The sequence below is a fragment of the Planococcus ruber genome (assembly GCF_022819085.1).
In the GTDB taxonomy this organism is placed as follows: domain Bacteria; phylum Bacillota; class Bacilli; order Bacillales_A; family Planococcaceae; genus Planococcus; species Planococcus ruber.
Genome location: NZ_JALHAG010000001.1, coordinates 442,500 through 463,754, shown reverse-complemented (window position 1 = coordinate 463,754; position 21,255 = coordinate 442,500). Strand labels below are relative to the sequence as shown.

Below are 21,255 nucleotides of genomic sequence, written 5' to 3'. Positions count from 1 at the left end.
ATTTTGTCTGCTGTGTTAAGGGATAGAGTTTGGGCTCTATTCGCTGCACTTTATTTCATTGCTTATTATACCAATGTTCAATATCCGTTACCATCTTTTCTAAAGACACTTTCGAGACTTTCACTTTCGGCAAAGCATTCAAAAATTCTTTTCCGTACGACTTCGTTTCAATTCGACGGTCCAGGACGATGAACATTCCCTGATCGTTTTTTGAACGGATCAAACGCCCAAAACCTTGGCGCAGCCGCAAAACTGCTTCCGGCAATGCGTAATGCATAAACGGATTGATGCCTTCTCTGGAAATCATTTCGGATTTCGCTTTAAAGATGGGCTCATCCGGAGATGTGAACGGCAAGCGAACAACAACGACTGCCCGCAGCGCATCCCCCGGCACATCTACGCCTTCCCAGAAACTGTTCGTCCCAAACAGCACGGATTTCTGGAAGCGCTGGAATGATTTCAGGAGCCTCATCCGGCTGCCGGAAGAAATGCCTTGCGCAAACAGCATATATTCATCGAGAAGCCCCGTGTCTTGGATCAAGTCCACCGTTTTCCGCAGCATGTCTTGAGATGTGAATAAAACAAAACAGCGCCCTTCCGTGACAAGCACGGTCTGAATCACCGCATCGGCTACCGATTCGATGTACTCAACTTGCGAAACTTGTTGAATATCCGGCATATCTTCTACGACAAAAACCCGGGCTCCTTGATAAAACTCTTTTGGCGGTTCGAATTTCGTAATCGGCACATCAAATGGAATGCCAAGCTGATTGACAATAAAGCGTTCGTTTGACGGCACGCTCATCGTTCCGGACAGCCAAACGACCGCTTTTTCCCCGCGTACCGGCGCAATGATGCGCTGAACGATCGAAGTCACTTCGAAAGGCTGCTTGTAGAACGAAAGACTGGTCGGCAGGCTTCTCAAATCGCCTTCAATCCAGCTGACTTCATCTTCCAAGGGGAACACAAAGATTTCACTGAATTCGACCGCTTTAACCATTAGCTCTTCCGTCCAATAGCGCCAGTCCGTAATCGTCAAGCGGTCCTGGATGGTCGTTTCTGTCAGACGCTCGGCTTTTTGGAGAATCAATTGTGACAAATCGATCCACTCATTCAAAAAACGCAGCATATCCATAAAACGATCCTTCTCGTAAGGAAGTTCCGAGAGCAACGAAGCGCATTTCTTATGCCGGCTCCCTTGGAACCGGTTCTGGAAAGCGGCCGTCAGCGATTGGGCCAGCTCGTCGAATATCGCTGTGAATTTATTGAACAGCGCTTCTAAATGAAGCATTTCCGGAACACTGGAAAATCCGCTCGTTTCTGCCGCTTGGTAAAGTTCGTAGAATAATTGCTGGTCGTCGTACGTTCCCAATTGGCCGAAAATGTATTTCCACTGTGTGTAAACAAACGTTTTTTCGTATTGGGAGACGGCTGCCTGCACCACTTGATGCGCTTCATCCCAAATATAGGCATCCACGTTTTCCAAAATGCCTTGGTTTGTCGCCCGCTGGTTCAAAAGGAACGCATGGTTCGTGACGATGACGTGAGCGTTTTTGGAACGTACCAGTGCATATTCATAAAAATCGACCGCTTTTTCTTCCCGGGACAATTTCCGCAGATGCGATCGGCGAATTTTATCCAAGACAAACTGTCCGCCGCTGGAAGCGTTCAACTCATTCAAATCGCCGGTTTCGGTTGAAGTCAGCCACACCAGCACTTGCATGATGGTGAATGTTTCATCGTAGGATTCGTCTTCACCCTGCAGCAATTCGGTAAAACGTCCCAAATCAATATAATGGCTTAAGCCCTTGATAAGTGAAATGCGTACCGGGCCTCCGACAAGCTGCTCTACAATTCCGCCTTCTTTTTGGACCAACTGGTCTTGCAGATGCGTCGTATACGTACTGATCAGCACTTGTTTTCCGGTCTTTATGGAGTGGTTCACTGCCGGCAATAAATAGCCGATTGTTTTTCCCATCCCAGTGGACGCTTCAATGACCAATTCTTTTTTGTGATGGAGCGCCGATTGGATCGAGGCCATCATATCAAACTGGCTTTGCCTCCGTTCAAAATTCGGGAAAGCCGTTTCCAGGCGCTCTTCCCAGTCAAACACCGCTGAATAGGCTTCTCCAGTGCGCACCGATTGATCCGCGCGGACTTTTAGCGGAACGCCTTTAAAGTTTCCAAACGCTTCACGCTGCCCATTTCGTTTCTTCTGGGTCATTTCGAAAAAGAGCCGGGATAGGTCGGATTTCAATTGAAACGAGCGCCTATGCAGGAGCGCCAACGTTTCATACGGCAGCTGCTCCATGTCTTTTTTCGCCTGCAAATACAAAAGCGCTGTCGCCATGGCATCGTCGTCCGCGCGATGGGCGCTTTCGAGCGGAATGCCAAGCTCCGAAGTGATGTCTTGCAGCTTATAGCTGAATGACGTCGGATACATCAATCGGGCGAGTTCCACTGTATCCATCGTCAATCCTTGCCAAGCGGACAATCCGCTGCGCTTGAATTCCGCTTGCAGAAACGGCAGATCGAAATTCGTATTGTGTGCAATGAAAACCGCATCGCGCATTTTTTCAAAAATAGCGGCTGCATGCACTTCGAACGGAAGCGCTCCCGCTACATCATGCTCTGTAATATTCGTTAAATCCTGAATGAACAATGGAATTTTTCTTTCCGGATTGATAAATTCAGTATATGTATCCACAATTTGATCGTTTTCAATCGTTACCATCGCTATTTGAATGATCCGGTCTCCTTTAGTAGGGGAATGGCCTGTAGTTTCAATATCGACAACGACATATTTTTGGGTGTTCATCACAAGCCTTCTTTCTCGGGTGATTCTCTCTTCAAAAATTGTAACATATCCGGGTGCGTTCCGTCTTACGGACCGGCTAATTCAATCGATATTCCCCTTACAGTGGAGTACGCAAAATCAGAAAAAGCCAGAGGGGAAAAGCGGTGCTCTTCCCCTCTGGCTTTAAATTTCTTTAGACGAAGCCCCGCTTGCTTACATGACGGTAGCTTCAGGTTCGTAATGGATGATTTCCCGGATTTTATTGTCTGCATCCATGATGGCCACGGTCGGTTTATGGCTTCGCGCATTTTCATCCATGACATAGCCGTAAGTCAAAATGATGACGATGTCGCCTTTTTGCACAAGGCGGGCTGCCGCTCCGTTCACACAGATTACGCCGCTTCCCCGTTCGCCGGCAATGATATACGTTTCAAAGCGCGCGCCATTATTATTGTTGACGACATGCACTTTTTCATTCGGCAGCATGCCGACTTCATCCAGCAGATCCTGGTCGATCGTAATGCTCCCTACATAGTTCAAGTCTGCTTGCGTAACAGTCGCGCGGTGAATTTTCGAATTCAACATCATTCGTAACATGTTCAGTTCCCCTTTGGATTAAAGATAAGATTGTCGATCAAACGTGCTTTTTCAAATTGGACAGCCAGGGCAAGTATGGCTTCTCCTTCAACAGCTGAAGCCAAGGCCGGATATGATAAAAACTCAATATAATCGATTTTGCCGGATGTATGCGCCTGAAGATAAGAAGAGACAACCGCTTTCGGGTCCTCGCCTGTTAAAGCGGCCTGTTTCCCGGCCTGCAGCGCTTTATGCAAATGAGGCGCTTCGCTGCGTTCGGTTTCACTCAAATAGACATTTCTCGAACTTTTGGCCAGTCCATCTTCTTCCCTCACCGTTTCGCCCCGGCGAATTTCAATCGGGAAATTAAAGTCTGAGACGAGCGATTCGATAATGGCCAATTGCTGGGCATCTTTTTGGCCGAAATATGCCCGGTCTGCTTCGGTTAAATGAAATAATTTCGTAACCACTTTCAACACGCCGTCAAAATGGCCTAATCGAGTTGCTCCGCACATTTTCTCAGCTAGTTTCCCCGCCGAAAATGAAATCGATGATTCTTTTGGATACATTTCTTCAACCGATGGGGCAAAAATGATATCCGTTCCGGCAGAAGCGGCCAACTGCTGATCGCGCTCCAAATCTCTTGGATAGCGGTCGAAATCTTCGTTCGGTCCAAACTGAGCCGGATTGACGAAGATGCTCATGACGGCTGAATCATTTTCCGCTTTTGCTTTCTCGACGAGCGACATATGCCCTTCATGCAAAAAGCCCATGGTGGGAATAAGTCCGATGGAACGCCCTTCTTTTTTTTGAGCGCGGACCCATTCTTTCAATTCCGTGATGGTGTTGATTGTACGCAAAACTTTTTCTCTCCTCTCGGGAAGAAAACCATATAAAAAGCCCTTCCATCAAAAAAAGACAGAAGGACAGTAAATTCGTGTGTGGTTTCCTCCGTCCCTGTCATATAAGTAGATCAAGGCAGATGTCGGCTATCAAATTGTATTTACTGCAAAAGTGACATAGATTTCAGGTGCAGTTCGCAAGCGATACTGCCCGTTGATCCAACTAAAAATACTATAGCAGAAATGCCCGTAAAACAAAACCATTCAGTTTGTCATTTCGATATCCGCCGAATAGATGCCATGCAGTTTTCCATCCGCTGTGCGAAGCTGGAGCACGCCGTCTTCCGTGATGCCTTCTGCAATGCCCGTCAACGTTTCTTTAGCCATTCGCGCACGCACTGTTTTGCCAATCGTTGATGAATAACTTTCCCACAAAATTTTCAACATGCCGAATCCCGCTTCAATATAGAGATCCGTATAAATTTCAAGATGAGAAAGAAGCGACCGCACCAATTCTTGCCGGTTCACCGGCTTTCCGCTTTCGATGCTCAACGACGTCGCAATATCCTGCAATTCTTCCGGAAAATCCTGGAGCGATTGATTGACGTTCAGCCCGATTCCGATAATCAACGCTTGAATCCCGTCTGCGTCCGACTGCAATTCCGTTAATATCCCTGTGCTTTTTTTGCCTTTGATCAAAATGTCATTGGGCCATTTGATTTCCGGTTTCAAGTCGGTCACTTCTTCAATCGCCCGCACCACTGCAACAGCTGCAACCAATGTGAATTGAGGCGCTTTTTGCGGAACGACATCCGGGCGCAGGACGACACTCATCCATATGCCTTTTTTCGCAGCAGAATCCCATTTTCGCGCAAGTCTGCCCCGACCGGCTGTCTGCTCTTCTGTCAGCACAATCGTCCCATCAGGCGTGCCTTCTTGCGCCAATTGATGCGCGATAATTTGAGTGGAAGGACATGATTCCACGTAATGGATCGTTTGCCCGAGCTTCTTCGTGTGAAGCCCTGCCCCGATCGCTGTGGCATCGAGCGTATCCGGTGCAGAAGTTAAATAATAGCCTTTTTTCTTGATGGACTCGATGCCGTACCCTTGCTCCGCGAGTTCTTTAATATGTTTCCAAATCGCTGTCCTTGAGACACCGAATTCATCAGCAAGCTGCTGTCCTGAAACCGGTTCGCCTTGGGCTTTTATCAAACGCTCTGCTAATTTATTGGTGATGGCGGTATTCATGCATGAACCATTCCTTTATGAGTTCTCTATCGTTGGCCAACTCCCCGAAGACGATCATCCGCTCGATCTTTGCGATCCACTCTTTGATCCAGGGGCCTTGCTTTTGGCTGCTCCACTTCATTAAATCGGAGCCGTTTACTGCCATTTCCGCTTTGCTGCGGATTGGAAGCGCGGATTTTTTCCCGGCGATTTCCACTTTCCTTCCGTTTAGAAGAGCAGCAATCGCTAATTGGGCATTTGTATAACTGTAAAAAACCCACTCATTCCATTCCGGAAGGCGAGCGGCTTCTAATGCCCTTTTAATGGTCTGTTTTTCTTCATTGGAGAATCGGTACGGCAAAATTGCTTCGATTTCTTGTGCATGCTCGAATAGCATAAATGCCCAGCCGGCAGCTGCCGTTTCGAACACCTGGAATTTTGCCCAGTCGGCTTTGAACAAATAGCCGGAAGGCAAGTGTTCTGCTAATCCGGTATCCGTTAAATAAGCGAAACTTCGGCTAGCTTTCTTATGGAGCATCATCTTATCAATCTCGCTTTTGATGCGCTCAATGGCGATTGATTTGATCAGGTGTGCCTGGTGCCCGATCGATGCCAATGTTGACGGATCGATTTGAAAATCCAATTGGCCGGAAAAGCGGATCGCCCGAAGCATGCGGAGCGCATCTTCCTGGAACCGTTCATCCGGATTGCCTACAGCCCGGATCAACCCTTTTGCCAAATCCTGTGCTCCGCCAAAAGGGTCTGTAATGGCCATGTCTTTATCCATCGCCATGGCATTAATGGTAAAATCCCGTCTTTTCAAATCCTCTTCCAGCGATTGGACAAATTCTACCGAGTCGGGCCGCCGGTGATCGGAATACGAACCTTCCGTCCGGTACGTTGTCACTTCAATCCCGCTTCCGTCTTTTAAAACAAGGACGGTGCCATGCGCAATCCCCGTGTCGACTGTCCGTTCAAACAAGGACTTGACCTGCTCCGGTGAAGCATTGGTCGCCACGTCGATATCATGCGGCTTCTTTTCAAGCAAATAATCCCGAACAGCACCGCCGACCATGTAGGCTTCAAATCCGGCGCCTTCGAGCTGCTCAATCACTTTGATCGCTGTTTTCATGACCGTTTCCTTCTATCTAATAAACTCTCGTAAATTTTTTCGTATTGCTGCAGAATCTGTTTCGAATGGAAACGTTCTTTAACTGTCGCGAGCGCCGCCGACTTCATCTCCTTGTGCATCCTTTCATCCTTCAGCATACCGATGATAAAATCTGCAGCCTGGTCCGTATTTCCTAATTCTACCAAAAATCCATTTTCTCCATGATTGATGATTTCAGGAATTCCGCCGATCGATGAACCGATGCAAGGGACTCCACATGCCATCGCTTCCAAAAGGACAAGGCCGAACGCTTCTTTTTCGGACAGCAATAATTTGGCATCGCTTAAACTATACAATTCCGAAAGATTGTCCCGCTTCCCTAAGAATAAAACCTGTTTTTCAAGGTTTAGCTCTCTTACCTGCTGGACAATCCTGCCCATTTCCGGTCCATCTCCAACCAAGAGCAGCCGCGTATCAAGCTCCTGATTGACTTTAGCAAATGTGTCAACGACATCCATGACCCGTTTCACCTTCCGGAAGTTGGACACATGGATCAGAACTTTTGCATCCTCGCTCAATCCCAAATCCGCTTTTAGCCCGCTAGAATCTTTTGGGCTATACTCCCTTTCATCGACAAAGTTATAGATGGTTTGAATCTCTTTTTCCGGATTGATCATTTCATATGTCTGGTTTTTTAATGAATCCGAAACAGCCGTCACGACATCGGATTTCTCGATGCCATAACGGATCGCTTCCTTCAATGAAGAGTCCGTGCCAAGCACCGTAATATCCGTCCCATGCAAAGTGGTCACGATTCCGATATCAGACCCCGCCATGTCCCGTCCGAGAATCGCGCATACCGCATGCGGAATTGCATAATGGACATGCATCAAATCCAGATTCTCATTTTTGATCACTTCTGCAATTTTCGTAGCTAAAGCGATGTCATAAGGGGCATATTGAAATACGGAGTAGCTATTGACATCGACTTGGTGACTATATATATTTGCATCCATCCCATTCAGGCGGAATGGCGTACTGGAGGTGATAAAGTGGATTTCATGCCCATGTTCTGCAAGCATTTTCCCGAGCTCGGTCGCCACGACGCCAGAACCTCCTACAGTCGGGTAGCAAGTAATCCCGATTTTCATTTTACGCACCACAATCTCCCCCTAATTTTTCCGCTCTTTGATGAGGCGCCAATCGACGAACCCCTCTTTTAGGCCTTGCAGCAAAACTTCTGCCGTGCCCATATTCGTAGCAAGCGGAACATTGTAAACATCGCACAAACGGATCAATGCCGTAACATCCGGTTCATGCGGCTGCGCAGTCAACGGATCCCGGAAAAAAATCACCATGTCCATATCGTCTTTTGCAATCATGGCACCGATCTGCTGATCTCCGCCTAGCGGGCCTGACTGGAACCGGATGACATCCAGCCCTGTTCCATCCATTATGCGTTTGCCCGTCGTGCCAGTTGCATACAAATCATGTGCCGCTAAAATCGGCTTATAGGCTGTAACAAATGAAATTAAGTCGTCTTTCTTCCGGTCATGCGCAATTAAAGCGATTTTCATAACATCTTCCCCTTTTAAATGATATGTTCCAATCCGTAGATCAATTCTTCTTTTTCCATTACTGTCTCGATCGAAAGCACCACGCCTGACATAAACGAGCCGCGATTAAAAGAATCGTGCCGGATTGTCAGCAATTGCCCTTCTCCTCCAAGCAATACTTGCTGATGGGCGACCAGGCCAGGCAATCTGACGCTATGGATCCGCATGCCGTCGTAATCCGCTCCTCTGGCGCCTCGCAATGTTTCTTTTTCTTTCGGGTGCCCTTGCCCGTGCACCGGCCGCTGGTTGGAAATCAAGTGCGCCGTCTTCATCGCTGTGCCTGACGGGGCATCCAATTTCTGGTCATGGTGCATTTCAATAATCTCGATATCGGGCAGGTATTTGGCCGCCTGTTCGGCAAATTTCATCATGAGAACCGCACCGACTGCAAAATTTGGGGCAATGATGCAGCCAAGTTTCGCTTCTTTCGCCATTTGGGCCAATTCGTTCAATTCTTCATCCGAGAAACCGGTAGTGCCGACTACCGGACGAATGTTCAATTGCAGCGCTGTTTTCGTATGTTCATAGACAGATTCCGGGGAAGTCAGATCCACTAGCACATCCGGCTTTGTTTCAGCATGCAATTTTTTCAGATCCAGATAAACAGGGACTTGATACGATTCTGGAAATAGCGAAGTCTCTGCCAAACTAGCACCGATTTCTTTGTAATCCAAAACAGCTACCAATTCCAGGTTTTCATTTCTCATCACTGTATGTACGGCTTCTTGGCCCATCTTCCCGCGTGCTCCCGCGATTGCTACTCGAATTGCCATTATGCTTCTTCCTTTCTCGTCCACCGGTCTTTATCCCGGGTATTGAATTTCTCCATAACACCGTCATGCGCTTTCGCCAAATCGATATCCAATGAATTCGCCATGCAGATTAAGACGAATAACAAATCGCCCATTTCCATTTCAATGGAATTCTGCTCTTCGGTCGACTTCTTTTTCTTTGGGCCGAATTGGTGCATCACTTCACGCGATAACTCTCCGAGCTCTTCAGTCAGCCGCGCCATCAATTCCATTGGGGTAAAGTACCCTTCTTTGAATTGTCCGATATATTGATCCACATCTTGCTGCAATTGTTTCATCGATTTATCACCGTTCATCTCATCACGCTCCTCATCTCATCGTAAAGAAAACTGGAGTTGTTGTCAAAATCAGAATAATAAACGATAATACAGAAGTTGAGTTTTTTAAAAGGAGCTGGTTCGGTGTCATGAAAGGTCTGCAGCTGAAAAATATATTTTTCATTTTGCTTGGTGCAGCTATTTATAGTTTCGGTTTTGTCCACTTCAATATCCAAAATGAATTGGGTGAAGGCGGATTTGCAGGAATCACGTTGATTCTCTTTTTCCTTTTCAATTGGGATCCCGCATTAATGAACTTATTATTAAACATTCCGTTGTTTTTTATCGGCTGGAAACTGCTAGGAAGAAAAGTTTTCCTTTATACCATTATAGGAACGGTAGCCGTGTCCGTTTTCCTGAAAATCTTTTTGGTCTATGAAATCCAGATCGATTTGCACAGTGATCTGTTCTTGGCGACTTTGTTTGCCGGGGTGTTTGTCGGCGTGGGCCTCGGAATCATTTTCCGCTACGGAGGGACTACAGGCGGAGTGGATATCATTGCCCGCTTGGTTCAAAAATACAGCGGCTGGAGCATGGGAAAAACAATGTTCCTGTTTGATGCCTGCGTCATCGTCCTGTCCCGTTTGACGTTCCTCGATAACCGGACGATGATGTACACATTGGTTGCTGTTTTTGTCGGAGCACGCGTTATCGACTTTGTACAGGAAGGCGCTTATTCCGGGCGCGGAGCCATGATCATTTCAAATTCGCAGGAAGAAATCGCCATGCGCATTGCGAACGAAATGGACCGAGGCATCACGATCCTGCGCGGCTATGGCCACTTCACGAAAGAAGAACGGGAAGTGCTCTATTGCGTCGTCGCAAAAAACGAAATTGTCCGGCTCAAAAACATTATCAACAGCGTCGATCCCCATGCATTTGTTTCCTTGACGGAAGTCCATGATGTGATGGGGGAAGGGTTTACGCTGGATGAACAAAAACAGCCCATCGGCTAAACAAAAAAGGAGTTGCCCCAAATAAGGGGCAACTCCTTTTGTCTTTTAAGATCTGTTCATGTTTGTGTAAATCAGCAGCAACCGTGCAAGTTCCATTACAGCAACTGCAGTCGCTGCGACATACGTCATGGCAGCAGCGCTCAATACTTTTTTCGCATGGCGTTCTTCATCGTTGCGGATGATGTTATGCTCCAACAATTGGTCCATCGCCCGGCTGGATGCGTTGAATTCCACCGGCAACGTGATCAATTGGAACAAGACCCCGGCAGCTAAAAGAATGATTCCGATCAGCAAACCGCCGCTCCAATAAGTAAACAAACCGATCATGATGAAAACCCATGACATGTTCGAAGAAATATTGACAATCGGCACTAACCGGTGGCGCAATCTCAAGAAGGAATAATCTTCCGCATCCTGGATGGCATGCCCGACTTCATGCGCGGCAACTGCCGTTCCCGCTACAGAAGCGTCATGATAGTTATGGCTGCTAAGCGCAACGACTTTTGTCAGTGGATTGTAATGGTCGCTTAACATTCCGCGGCTTTCAACGACTTGCACATCTGTTAGGCCGTTGCGGTCCAATATCGTGCGTGCCACTTGAGCGCCGGTGATTCCGGAAGTTGACCGTATTTTCGAATATTTACCGTAGGTCCGCTTTAATTTAAACTGAGCCCACATTGGAATAATCAGCAAAATTATAAAATAGACGATAAAACCCATCTAAGTTCCACACCTCTCTTTTATTCCTCTCCTCTTATTTTACAAGGATTGGTCAGGCATGGTCAACTGATACGCCGCGTGGTTTGTTGAGATGGGCAATGAAAAATGCAAAAGCGATGCACGCAATGGACAGCCAGAATGTAAAGTAGCCAATCTGAGCACTATAGGCAGCTAAACTGCGGTAAATGGGCATTTGGCCGAAGACATAATCAATGACATCATTATGCAGCGTCCAAATAGCCGCAATGGAAACGGATAGCCAGCCAAAACGATAGTGGTCCATGTACAACACGGCCTGAAGCGCCATAGCAAAGTGAGAACCGATCAGCATCCACCCCATCCAGCCGATCGAACCCGTCTCTATTAATGTGAGCAAGTTCATCACGACTGCCCACAAACCGTATTTAATCAGCGTGACAACCGCTAGCGCTTCTATTAAGCCGTTTCTTTTGCCGATCAGCCAAAGGCCCAAGACAATGGTAAAGAATAGGCTCGCGGTCGGACTGTCCGGCACAAAAATCAGGAATTTGGGTTCAGTAATATCCAATTGCCATTTATACCAGATAAAGCCGTAGACGGTGCCGCCTAAGTTGATTAGAAATACTAAGAACAAAAATGGCCGGAACATCAGCCACGCAGAAATTTTTTGCATAAACGATATCATCTGGTTCACCCCTTCAGATAGAAAAAAAGAGCCGGTTTCCCGGCTCTTTTCGTGCTTTAATTATTCGCTTAGGCCATCGATAAATTCAGACATGACTTTAAGGTCTTCTTCTGAACCTTCCCAAGACGGCGGCATTTTTTGTTCGCCATCTTCTTCAATACCATTTACAGCGATTTCAGCGATTTCTTCTGCTGTGTGCTCTGTATTTGTTAGAGCTGGACCAACAGCACCTTCTAGATTATCGCCGTGGCAACTGATGCAAGCGGCGCCTGAGTAAATTTCATACCCTGGGTCGGCTGTATCGATTTCCACTTCTTCCACGATTTGCCCTTGTGCTTCAGCAGCTTCCCAGTCATGGTTCGCAACAGATTCCCAAGTAAGGAAAACGATTGAAGCGACTGCAAGAAGCATAAAGCCAGTTGGAAGCGGACGTTTAGAAGGGCGTCTTTCTGGACCTGGATCCAAGAACGGAGCAAGCGCAAGCGCACCAAATGCAAGACCTGGAACGATGATGGCACCTACAATGTTGAATGGACCAGATGCAAATTCATATTTTAATAATTGGTATAAGAATAAGAAATACCAGTCTGGCAATGGAATATAGCCTGTATCTGTCGGATCTGCTTTACCTTCCAAAGGAGAAGGGTGAGCGACAGTCAAAAGCAAGAAACCAATTAAGAAGACAGCACCAATCATCCATTCTTTCAAAAGGAAGTTTGGCCAGAACGCTTCTGTTTTGCCAGGATATTCGGAGTAATCTTTGGGAACGTTCGGCATACGATGCTGTAAGCCTTTAATACGGGAGTCCCCAACGAATTTCATCCCTTTTCCGCGATGCATAGTGTCCCCTCCTTAAATAAATCCTTGTGGCCGCTATCTTATAGCGGGCCAGAAATACCTTGTCTTCTGATCATGATAAAATGCGCTGCAAGCAACCCAAGCAAAGCAGCTGGCAAGAAGAATACATGAATCGCGAAGAATCGTGTCAAAGTTTGCGCTCCAAGGATTGTTGAATCCCCTGCAAGCAATACTTTGATCGACTCACCGATTAACGGAACAGAAGCGGCAATCTGAATACCTACTTTTGTTGCAAACAATGCTTTCATATCCCATGGAAGCAAGTAACCAGTGAAACTTAATCCTAGGATTACACCAAATAGCATAACGCCTACGATCCAGTTCAATTCACGAGGTTTTTTATAAGAACCCGTAAAGAATACTCGTAGTGTATGTAGGAAAATCATAACAACTACAAGAGAAGCTCCCCAGTGGTGCATCCCGCGCACAATTTCTCCAAAAGCAACTTCGTTTTGAAGATAATAAACCGATTCCCAAGCATTTTCAATATCTGGTACGTAGTACATTGTCAAGAACATACCAGATAGAATTTGAATTACTGTAATGAAGAACGTAAGTCCTCCGAAACAGTAAACGAATGCTGAAAAGTGGTGTGCGGGGTTAACATGTTCCGGTACTTCATGGTCAGCGATATCGCGCCAGATAGGCGTAATATCCAATCGCTCATCAACCCAATCATATAACTTGTTTAGCACTGGTGTCGTACCCCCTAACTATTAAACTATTGTGTTCGCTTTTACTGCACCTAGAGCCACAAAACCGTCTCTTTCTTCAACTTCGAATTCATCGAGCGGTCCAAGCGGCGGTGTTCCAGCGACGTTTTGACCGTTTTTCTCATAGCGCCCTGCGTGGCATGGGCAGAAGAATTGGGTCGGGTGTTCCGGGTCGGCTGCCCAGTTTACTGTGCATCCTAAGTGTTTGCAGACTGGTGAAAGGGCAACAAGTTTATCTCCCTCTTTATACACCCACGCTGAACTAGTTACTTCAGATGTATACCATGCATCTACTTGTTCATAAGCGAAGTCGACGCGTACAGGTTCTTCTGATAAATCAGCTACTGCTGTGTCAGTCAATATGAAATCTCCAGCATCGTGCTGTTGGAGAATTGGGTCAACTGCAAAACGAACCATCGGCATTAGCATCCCTGCTGCCATGAATCCGCCTACACCTGTTAACGTATAGCCCAAAAATTGACGTCGTGATACACGATTATTACTCATCCTTATCCCCCCTCTAACATTCAAGGTCAGTCCAATGGACATACTCATTTCAAATATAATTACTAGGACAACCTAATGATATATCAATCAAATGTTAAGGTCAATATCGCAATGGAGCGAATATGACAGTTTGTGAACATTTCATGAAGGCTTTGACCATTCTTTCAAGAAAACCGGCAATACTTGGCGCAGTTGGTCTTCCATGACCGATAGTTTGAACGATTGATCCATATTCTCGGTTGGAATTGCCGGAAGCCAGATGACATTTGGCGCCTCTTCGATAGCCCGCCATTCGGGATCGGTTGTCACGTAAAATACATGTTTGAATGCAGTCTTGCTCAGCTCGCCGGAAATTTCTCCTGCGATGCGTGCGCGATCCGCCATTTTGCTATAGGAAAGCGGTGGAAAAAGCAGCACACGCCCTTTAAATTGTTTTTCTAATAGATTGGTCAATGATTGCAAATAGTCGGACGCACTGGCGCTCGGCTTTAAACCGCCTGCGCTAAGATCCAACTGAACCAAAGGCACAACAGCAGTATCGACATATTCCTGTTGCTGTACGTATTGATCCACATCTTTACCTGTAAAATGCATAAAGCTTATTCACTCTCCATTTTCTTTAAAGTCTTCACTGAATGAAGCAAGGCAGACAATTCAAAAAAACGTTCCCGGTCATTTGCATCCAATGCTTCATCAATTTGCTGGAGGATTTTCTCCTCTTGAAATGTTGACATGCTTTCTTCGAGCACTTGTTCCGCTAACAAGCGGTCTTGATCGATGATGGCTTCATTTTTCGGCATATACGGATTTTCCTCAAGCACTGACAGATAGAGTGGCGAAGGCGGCCGGTTCGGAAAATTCAGTTGCACATACAAATCGTCATCCGGATTCAGCCGCAAATCATGGAACGATTTCTCAGCATCCGCCGTCATCAAGTTGCCTTTATAGAAACGGAAAGGAATTTCATCGGATTCCGTCGAAGACATCACCATCGCACGCGGGCAATAATGGGCTTCTTCCACAAAATGCGTCTTTTCCAGAAGCTCTTCGTTGCTCAGCATATAATTCAGGATCCAGATGCATTCCCTTCTCTTCATCTTGTAAGACTGCAAAAACCATTTGACGAATTGCTTTTTCTCCCCAATCGAGACATAAGCGGTCATAGGCCGGCCTCCTTTCATTCGAATGACTGCTGCCAGTCAAACCATTCAGGGTTTTCAGGTTCAAGAACCTGCAGCTCTTTAATGATTTCGAGAGCGCGTTCCCTTTTCCCTTCTTCAATTAAAAAGCGGGCGAATTTCTCAAGGAAGTTCGGATCATCCTGAAAAGCAGGATAAGCTTTTTCGTAATATGCCGCCGCTTGCTCAAATTGTTCTGTCCGTTCGTAGGATTCAGCAAGCATTGGATAGATTCCGGCCCAGTCATCTTCATTGGCGATGACGTTTTCAGCGAGCTCTAATACTTCCTCATCCATTTCTTCTGCATGGAAATAGGATACCAATGTATAAATGGCTTCCATATATTCCGGATCCAGCGCGATGGCTTCCCGCAAATATTGCACGCCGTCTTCAGTGTGCCCCAGCTTCATCGCCAGTTTCCCTGCAAATAAATAAAGCTCTTTGCCGAACTCGTCCCGGGCAATCCCTTCCAGAACCGCTTTATAGGCTGCTTCGTAGTCTTCGGCCAAATTGTAGCTTTGCGCCCGCAGCAAATAAGCGGAGAAGTAATCCGGATCGATTTCCAGCAGTTCATTCAGCTGGCGCACGGCCCGTTCATATTGCTTCGTCTGGAACGCAGCGAAAGCCGCCCGGTACAAGACATCCGGCTGTACTTGCTGCTTCAAAGCGGCGTCGTAATGGGGCAGCGCTTCTTCGTACGCTGCGCCAGCGCTGTAAACTTCGGCAAGCCTCTCCGACAAGTCGACCCCTTCAATTTCCACTTGCTGGTCTTTTAAATCCTGATAAATCTTCGCTGATTCTAAATATCTGCCCGAATCCAGCAATAATTCCGCTTTTGCCTGCATGAGCAGAGGCTCATCCGGCAGCAAGTCGATTGCCTCGTTTAGCCGGTTTTCTGCAGCCTCCAGCAGCCCTTGCAGCTGGAAAAGATCGGCAAGCGTCACAAGTGCTTGCGGATACAATTCATCATCTTTTGAAACTTCCATCAAACTATTCAGCGCTTCATCTTCCCGGTCGATTTCGATCAGGAGATTAGCGCGGTCAATTTTAAGCTGCCCTTCTTCCGGAAAAATGTACTGAAGGTGCTCGAGCACTTTTATCGCTTCTTCTACATAGCCGATTTCAGCCAGCCATTCGGCCAATCCATATTGCTCATCCGGATCTCCGCTGAGCAGATACGCTTCCAGTAAATTATTGACGGAATCAGGATCTCCCAGTTCAACCGCTTTTCGAATCTCTTCTATACTTGCCATACAATCACCTATTCTTTTCAGTTTCATATTTCCATCCTACACGAAAGTTTGTTCGAATCATAATAAAAAAACTCTCCCTAAGGAGAGTTATTGGAGCAAAGAATTCATCTCTTCGACAAAATTTGGAAACGATACAGCGATGCAATCGGGGTCGTCAATTTCCACTTCACCATCCGCAATCATTGCGGCTACAGCCGCCATCATGCCGAGCCGGTGATCACCATAGGATTTCACGGAAGCTCCGTGCAATTTGCTTGGCCCGTTGATGATCATGCCGTCTTCTGTAGCGGCAATATCTGCACCCATTTTAGACAGCTCGGCAACAACGGCTGAAATGCGGTCGGTTTCTTTTACCCGAAGTTCCTCAGCGTCTTTAATGACCGTCCGGCCTTCTGCTTGTGTCGCAATCAAGGCAATCAAAGGGATTTCGTCAATCAGGCGCGGGATCAAATCGCCGCCGATTTCAATCCCTTTCAAGCGGGATGAGCGAATCGTCAGGTCTGCAGCCGGTTCGCCAGCTGTTTCAAGCTCTTCGACGTCAAAGTCCGCACCCATCTGTTCAATCACATCGAGAATTCCTGTCCGTGTCGGATTGATTCCGACATTCGTCAATTTCACGGTGCTTTTTTCCGTGATTAACGCGGCTCCGATCATAAATGCCGCTGACGAAATATCGCCTGGAACTTCAACATGTGCGGCTGTCAGCTTTTGTCCGCCTTCTAATTCTATGCGGCCTTCCGCTGTCCGGTTGATGCTCGCTCCGAAATGCTCCAGCATGATTTCTGTATGGTCGCGGGTCGGCATCGGTTCAATGACCACCGTTTTGCCTTCCGCTTTTAACGCTGCCAGCAAAATTGCTGATTTGACTTGAGCACTTGCGACTGGCAGGGTGTATTCGATTGCTTTTAGCTGGGTCCCTTGGATAGCTAAAGGTGTAAACTGCCCGTCCTGGCGCCCTCTTATATCCGCACCCATCTCGCGCAGCGGGTTGATGATCCGCTTCATTGGCCGTTTCGCAATCGATGCATCCCCTGCTACGACGGAATGGAACGATGAACTGGCGAGCAGCCCCATCATTAAACGGGTCGTAGTTCCTGAATTGCCGGTATCCAGCACTTCCGCAGGTTCCTTCCAAGACGCTTCTCCTCCGCTTCTGATGCTGACCGATTTGCCGTCCAGTTCAATTTCCACTCCCATCTTCCGGAAGCAACTGATCGTGCTTAAGCAGTCATCTCCAAGCAAAAATCCTTCGACTGTCGTTGTACCTTCTGCAATCGATCCAAACATGATGGCGCGATGAGAAATGGATTTATCGCCTGGTACTTGAATTTCACCTTTTAATGACGGTTTTGAAAAAGTTAACGTCAATGCCACAATGCCGCCTCCTTCTAAGAAATGTAAGAATCATAAGATGTTCTTCTATTAAAACAAGCCCGTGCCTTTTCCCGGTCTTCCGGCGTCTGGAAGCTGATGACGAGAATCCCGAAGACATCTTCACGGGTTTCGATAATCCGAAGATTGACAATGCTGATCTGCTCTTCAGCCAAATAGCCTGTCATTTCAGAAAGGATCCCAGGGATATCCGGAATGTCGATATACAAATCATAGGCGCTGTATAAGGCGCCATGCCCCGCAATTGGCAATTCGTCGCGGACTGATTTTGCTTCCTGGAAATAATCTTGAATGGCGGTTTCTTCGTTCTGGACCAGCAATTCCCGAAGCTCCGCCATTTCCGCCATCCAGTTATCCATCTGCTGAACGATCATCGCATTGTTTTGCGTGGTGATATCCCGCCACATTTCCGGATTCGATGAAGCGATCCTCGTAATGTCGCGGAAACCGCCTGCAGCCAATTGACGTGCAAAAGGATAGTCTTCTTCCTTCGCTAATTGGTGCACAAGCGACGCTGCGATCAAATGCGGGAAATGGCTCACAATAGCGGTCATATGGTCGTGGTCTGCTGCTGCCAAAACTTCAATTTTCGCTTTCGTAACCGAAAGGAGTTCTTTCAAAAACGCAAGCTGTTCCGCTCCAGCCTCATCATTCGGCGTCAGCACATAAAAAGCATTTTCAAACAGCACTTCCTTCGCTGCTTCCACTCCGCTTTTATGAGATCCCGCCATAGGATGTCCGCCAATGAAAGTGCAGTCAAGATTTTTCGCAGCTTCCATGATCGTTTTTTTCGTACTGCCGGTATCCGTCAAGATCACGCCATTTTTCAAATCCCAATACTTGCTCTGCTCCATCAATTTCAAGGTTGTCGCCACCGGAGTGGCAAAAATGATTACATCCGCTTCCTTCGCTGCTATTTCCACGGATGGCGGAGAACTATGGATAATTCCCATCTTGTATGCTTTCCTAGCAGTCAGGGCATCCGCATCGTATCCAGAGATATGCGCATCCGGATGCCGCTGGAGCGCTTTTGCCAATGATCCGCCAATCAATCCAAGGCCGATGATGAGGACATGAACGTTCATTTCGCTTCCACCTGGCTTTTTTTCAGCAAATCTGGGCGGAGCTTAACAGCATCATTTAAATAAATGTGCTGAATTTCCTTTTGTGCGACTTCTGTATTTACATGCATCATGACGCGGATACATAACGGAAGACTTCCTGGAACATCCATTTCATGCGTGCACATGACGGGAACATAGGTCCAATTTTCAAGGGTCCGTACAGCTTTTGCGGGAAAAGCGGAGGAGATGTCAGTAGTTGTTGAAATAATGACCGATGCTACAGCATCCGGGTCGATTCGGTTTTCCTTGGCCATCTCTGTGACAAGTTTTTTTGTTTCCAGTAAAATTTCGTCAGGCTGATCTGCTGAAACCGTGATGGCTCCTCGAATTCCACGAATCATTTAATCACTTCTCCAATCTTCAAACGTAATTCTTCATAGCTGTTTGCAGCGGCTTGCTCTTCAATTTTTTCCATTTGAGGCTGCGCGATTTGGCGAAGCATGACAAAATTTAAATCGCCTTTCGATGCCTTTTTGTCTTTTTTCATATAAGGCAACAATTCGCCAAACGAAATCTCCACTACCTTTTCAAACGGATAGCCGTGATGGTAGCCCCATTCCAAAAACGGGTTTAATCGATCATTGCTGGAAAGGTTAAGGGCATAAGCCATGCCAAGGACGACCGCTTCCCCGTGAGTAATATTTCCGTAGCCAAGATGGGCTTCAAGCGCATGGGCTAACGTATGGCCAAAGTTCAAAAATTTCCGCATGCCATTTTCAAATTCATCTTCTTCTACAATAGCCGCTTTGACCGCAATGCCTTTTTCAAGATGTCCCATTAATTCGGGATCGCTCATTGCTTGAAACGACTCAACCGCCAATAATTCGTCCAGCCACTGTTCATTTGAAATGAACGCATGTTTGATCACTTCTGCCATTCCCGACCGCCACTCATGGTCCGGCAGGGTTTTCAGCAGCTGGATATCGTAAAGCACCGCTTCCGGTTGATAAAAAGTGCCAATCATATTTTTTCCTAATGCATGGTTAATGGCCGTTTTCCCGCCAACTGCGCTGTCATGGGCCAGAATTGTCGTCGGCACTTGAATATAAGGAATGCCTCGCATAAAAGTGGATGCAACAAAACCCGCAAGGTCTCCAGTAGCACCACCGCCAAAAGCAAGGATCAAGGTTTTTCTAGAACAGCCTGCTGCTAGCAGAAAGCTATGGCAGTCCATAAAAGTTTCAATCGATTTAGCTTGTTCTCCTGACGGCACGTTAAATACGTCAACTTTATAAGATTTCAAATACGGCAACAAATGGCCCAAATGCAAGGAAGCCACTTTTTCATCTGCAATGACCACAATACGGTCAGCTGAGTCAAACAGTTCCTTGTATTCGGAATTAAATAGTCCAAAAACATCTGTTCCAATATGTACGCTATAAGGCCGTCCGGCTTCTACTCGAATGGTTGGCATCTTCAGAACCCCTTCGTATAGTCCAAGTAATTCTGCACATTTTCTTTCAGCCTTGGCAGTTGGTCGGCATCGAATTGTTCAAGCAAAGCATTTGCCGCTTCCCACGCCACGACATGCTCCGCCACGATCGATGCAGCCGGCACTGCACAGCTGTCAGAACGTTCGATGCTTGCCTGGAATGGTTCTTTCGTTTCGATATCAATGCTCTGCAGCGGTTTGTATAAAGTCGGAATCGGTTTCATGACGCCTCTCACGATAATCGGCATGCCTGTCGTCATTCCGCCTTCAAAGCCGCCCAAATTATTTGTTTTGCGCGTATAGCCGTATTCCTCTGACCAAAGAATTTCATCATGCACTTGGCTCCCAGGTTTTCTCGCCATTTCAAATCCAAGGCCGAACTCTACGCCTTTAAATGCATTGATGCTCATAACCGAAGCGGCAATCTTGGCATCCAGTTTCCGGTCATAATGCACGTAGCTGCCAATTCCCGCAGGCATCCCTTCAATAATGACTTCCACCGTACCGCCAATTGAATCGCCATTCTTTTTTGTTTCATCGATTAAATCGGTCATTTGTTTGGTGACAGATGGATCCGCGCAATAAACCGCATCGTTTTCCACGATTTGCCGGATTTCTGCTGCCGATTTTCCAATATAGCTTTCGGGGTTGGTTTTTATGCCGCCAATTTCTGTTACATGAGATACAATTTCGATTCCTAATTGTGAAAGCAGTTGTTTTGCTACTGCACCAACAGCTACGCGAACGGTAGTTTCTCTTGCTGATGAGCGTTCCAGCACATTCCGAAGATCCCGGTGGCCATATTTCATGCCTCCATTCAAATCTGCGTGCCCAGGGCGCGGACGTGAAATTTGGCGCTTTATTTCATCATTTTCATCTATTGGTTCAATGCCCATAATGTTCGTCCAATGTTTCCAATCATCATTCTTAACGACAAGAGCGACCGGAGAACCCAACGTTTTTCCGTGGCGCACGCCTGATACGATTTCCACGGTATCCTTTTCTATTTGCATGCGTCTTCCGCGACCATGGCCGCCTTGACGCCTTTTCAATTCTTTATTGATCATTTCTGCCGTTAAAGGCATTTGTGCCGGCAGCCCCTCAATAATAGCCGTAAGCTGTGGCCCATGTGATTCTCCTGCTGTTAAATAACGCATCTG

The 21,255-nt window shown here is 46.9% G+C and carries 23 protein-coding genes; 1 reads left to right on the top strand and 22 read right to left on the bottom strand.

Annotated features, from left to right (window positions below; translation table 11 throughout):
* Positions 1-55 precede the first annotated feature (55 nt).
* The 9 genes from dinG to MTR82_RS02230 all read right to left on the bottom strand — a co-directional run bounded on the left by dinG (position 56) and on the right by MTR82_RS02230 (position 9,277).
* Positions 56-2,818, bottom strand: coding sequence for an ATP-dependent DNA helicase DinG (dinG, locus tag MTR82_RS02270; RefSeq protein WP_246807543.1), 2,763 nt, complete (start codon positions 2,816-2,818; stop codon positions 56-58).
* 192 nt (positions 2,819-3,010) lie between these two features.
* Entirely contained in the window at positions 3,011-3,394 is a 384-nt protein-coding gene (panD, locus tag MTR82_RS02265; RefSeq protein WP_052651417.1) for an aspartate 1-decarboxylase, read from the bottom strand.
* A 2-nt stretch (positions 3,395-3,396) separates the two neighbouring features.
* The gene (gene panC / locus MTR82_RS02260) at positions 3,397-4,233 is read right to left on the bottom strand and encodes a pantoate--beta-alanine ligase (RefSeq protein WP_246807542.1); all 837 of its coding nucleotides are present in this window, start codon (positions 4,231-4,233) and stop codon (positions 3,397-3,399) included.
* Between the two features lie 246 nt (positions 4,234-4,479).
* On the bottom strand, positions 4,480-5,463 hold the full coding sequence (locus MTR82_RS02255; RefSeq protein WP_246807541.1) for a biotin--[acetyl-CoA-carboxylase] ligase: 984 nt from the start codon (positions 5,461-5,463) through the stop codon (positions 4,480-4,482).
* The gene (locus MTR82_RS02250) at positions 5,441-6,574 is read right to left on the bottom strand and encodes a CCA tRNA nucleotidyltransferase (RefSeq protein ID WP_246807540.1); all 1,134 of its coding nucleotides are present in this window, start codon (positions 6,572-6,574) and stop codon (positions 5,441-5,443) included. Before MTR82_RS02250 ends, MTR82_RS02255 begins: the two co-directional genes overlap by 23 nt.
* Positions 6,571-7,704 (bottom strand): N-acetyl-alpha-D-glucosaminyl L-malate synthase BshA, encoded by a 1,134-nt coding sequence (gene bshA / locus MTR82_RS02245; RefSeq protein WP_110925699.1) that lies wholly within the window; start codon positions 7,702-7,704, stop codon positions 6,571-6,573. The genes MTR82_RS02250 and bshA overlap by 4 nt, the downstream gene beginning before the upstream one ends.
* A gap of 21 nt (positions 7,705-7,725) precedes the next feature.
* Positions 7,726-8,130 carry a methylglyoxal synthase gene (mgsA, locus tag MTR82_RS02240; protein WP_246807539.1) on the bottom strand — a complete coding sequence of 135 codons (405 nt, stop codon included), beginning with the start codon at positions 8,128-8,130 and terminating at the stop codon, positions 7,726-7,728.
* Positions 8,131-8,144: 14 nt separating this feature from the next.
* Positions 8,145-8,942 carry a 4-hydroxy-tetrahydrodipicolinate reductase gene (gene dapB / locus MTR82_RS02235; RefSeq protein ID WP_246807538.1) on the bottom strand — a complete coding sequence of 266 codons (798 nt, stop codon included), beginning with the start codon at positions 8,940-8,942 and terminating at the stop codon, positions 8,145-8,147.
* Positions 8,942-9,277 (bottom strand): nucleotide pyrophosphohydrolase, encoded by a 336-nt coding sequence (locus tag MTR82_RS02230; protein ID WP_052651410.1) that lies wholly within the window; start codon positions 9,275-9,277, stop codon positions 8,942-8,944. Before MTR82_RS02230 ends, dapB begins: the two co-directional genes overlap by 1 nt.
* A gap of 110 nt (positions 9,278-9,387) precedes the next feature.
* Between MTR82_RS02230 and MTR82_RS02225 the strand changes: the two genes are divergently transcribed.
* Positions 9,388-10,254, top strand: a complete 867-nt coding sequence (locus MTR82_RS02225) for a YitT family protein (RefSeq protein ID WP_052651409.1) — start codon at positions 9,388-9,390, stop codon at positions 10,252-10,254.
* 45 nt (positions 10,255-10,299) lie between these two features.
* Here MTR82_RS02225 and MTR82_RS02220 read toward each other — a convergent pair whose 3' ends face one another.
* The 13 genes from MTR82_RS02220 to aroC form a co-directional block, all read right to left on the bottom strand.
* Positions 10,300-10,974 (bottom strand): zinc metallopeptidase, encoded by a 675-nt coding sequence (locus MTR82_RS02220; RefSeq protein ID WP_246807537.1) that lies wholly within the window; start codon positions 10,972-10,974, stop codon positions 10,300-10,302.
* A gap of 52 nt (positions 10,975-11,026) precedes the next feature.
* Positions 11,027-11,638, bottom strand: coding sequence for a lipoprotein heptaprenylglyceryl N-acetyltransferase LhaT (gene lhaT, locus MTR82_RS02215; protein ID WP_246807536.1), 612 nt, complete (start codon positions 11,636-11,638; stop codon positions 11,027-11,029).
* 60 nt (positions 11,639-11,698) lie between these two features.
* Complete coding sequence (locus MTR82_RS02210; RefSeq protein WP_052651407.1) at positions 11,699-12,478, bottom strand: menaquinol-cytochrome c reductase cytochrome b/c subunit; 780 nt, start codon at positions 12,476-12,478, stop codon at positions 11,699-11,701.
* 38 nt (positions 12,479-12,516) lie between these two features.
* The gene (gene qcrB, locus MTR82_RS02205) at positions 12,517-13,191 is read right to left on the bottom strand and encodes a menaquinol-cytochrome c reductase cytochrome b subunit (protein WP_052651406.1); all 675 of its coding nucleotides are present in this window, start codon (positions 13,189-13,191) and stop codon (positions 12,517-12,519) included.
* A 21-nt stretch (positions 13,192-13,212) separates the two neighbouring features.
* Positions 13,213-13,716 (bottom strand): QcrA and Rieske domain-containing protein, encoded by a 504-nt coding sequence (locus tag MTR82_RS02200; RefSeq protein ID WP_052651405.1) that lies wholly within the window; start codon positions 13,714-13,716, stop codon positions 13,213-13,215.
* A 141-nt stretch (positions 13,717-13,857) separates the two neighbouring features.
* Entirely contained in the window at positions 13,858-14,310 is a 453-nt protein-coding gene (locus tag MTR82_RS02195) for a DUF2487 family protein (protein WP_052651404.1), read from the bottom strand.
* 5 nt (positions 14,311-14,315) lie between these two features.
* Positions 14,316-14,879: a ReoY family proteolytic degradation factor gene (locus tag MTR82_RS02190; protein WP_246807535.1), complete on the bottom strand. Its 564-nt coding sequence runs from the start codon at positions 14,877-14,879 to the stop codon at positions 14,316-14,318.
* A 14-nt stretch (positions 14,880-14,893) separates the two neighbouring features.
* Positions 14,894-16,147 (bottom strand): tetratricopeptide repeat protein, encoded by a 1,254-nt coding sequence (locus MTR82_RS02185; protein ID WP_052651402.1) that lies wholly within the window; start codon positions 16,145-16,147, stop codon positions 14,894-14,896.
* Between the two features lie 87 nt (positions 16,148-16,234).
* Positions 16,235-17,521 (bottom strand): 3-phosphoshikimate 1-carboxyvinyltransferase, encoded by a 1,287-nt coding sequence (gene aroA / locus MTR82_RS02180; protein WP_246807534.1) that lies wholly within the window; start codon positions 17,519-17,521, stop codon positions 16,235-16,237.
* Between the two features lie 14 nt (positions 17,522-17,535).
* Positions 17,536-18,624 (bottom strand): prephenate dehydrogenase, encoded by a 1,089-nt coding sequence (locus MTR82_RS02175; protein WP_052651400.1) that lies wholly within the window; start codon positions 18,622-18,624, stop codon positions 17,536-17,538.
* A complete protein-coding gene (gene aroH, locus MTR82_RS02170) occupies positions 18,621-19,004 on the bottom strand; it encodes a chorismate mutase (RefSeq protein WP_052651399.1) in 384 nt (127 codons plus the stop codon). The genes MTR82_RS02175 and aroH overlap by 4 nt, the downstream gene beginning before the upstream one ends.
* Positions 19,001-20,077 carry a 3-dehydroquinate synthase gene (aroB, locus tag MTR82_RS02165; RefSeq protein WP_246807533.1) on the bottom strand — a complete coding sequence of 359 codons (1,077 nt, stop codon included), beginning with the start codon at positions 20,075-20,077 and terminating at the stop codon, positions 19,001-19,003. The genes aroH and aroB overlap by 4 nt, the downstream gene beginning before the upstream one ends.
* Before the next feature lie 2 nt (positions 20,078-20,079).
* Positions 20,080-21,252 (bottom strand): chorismate synthase, encoded by a 1,173-nt coding sequence (aroC, locus tag MTR82_RS02160; protein ID WP_246807532.1) that lies wholly within the window; start codon positions 21,250-21,252, stop codon positions 20,080-20,082.
* Between the last annotated feature and the right edge of the window lie 3 nt (positions 21,253-21,255).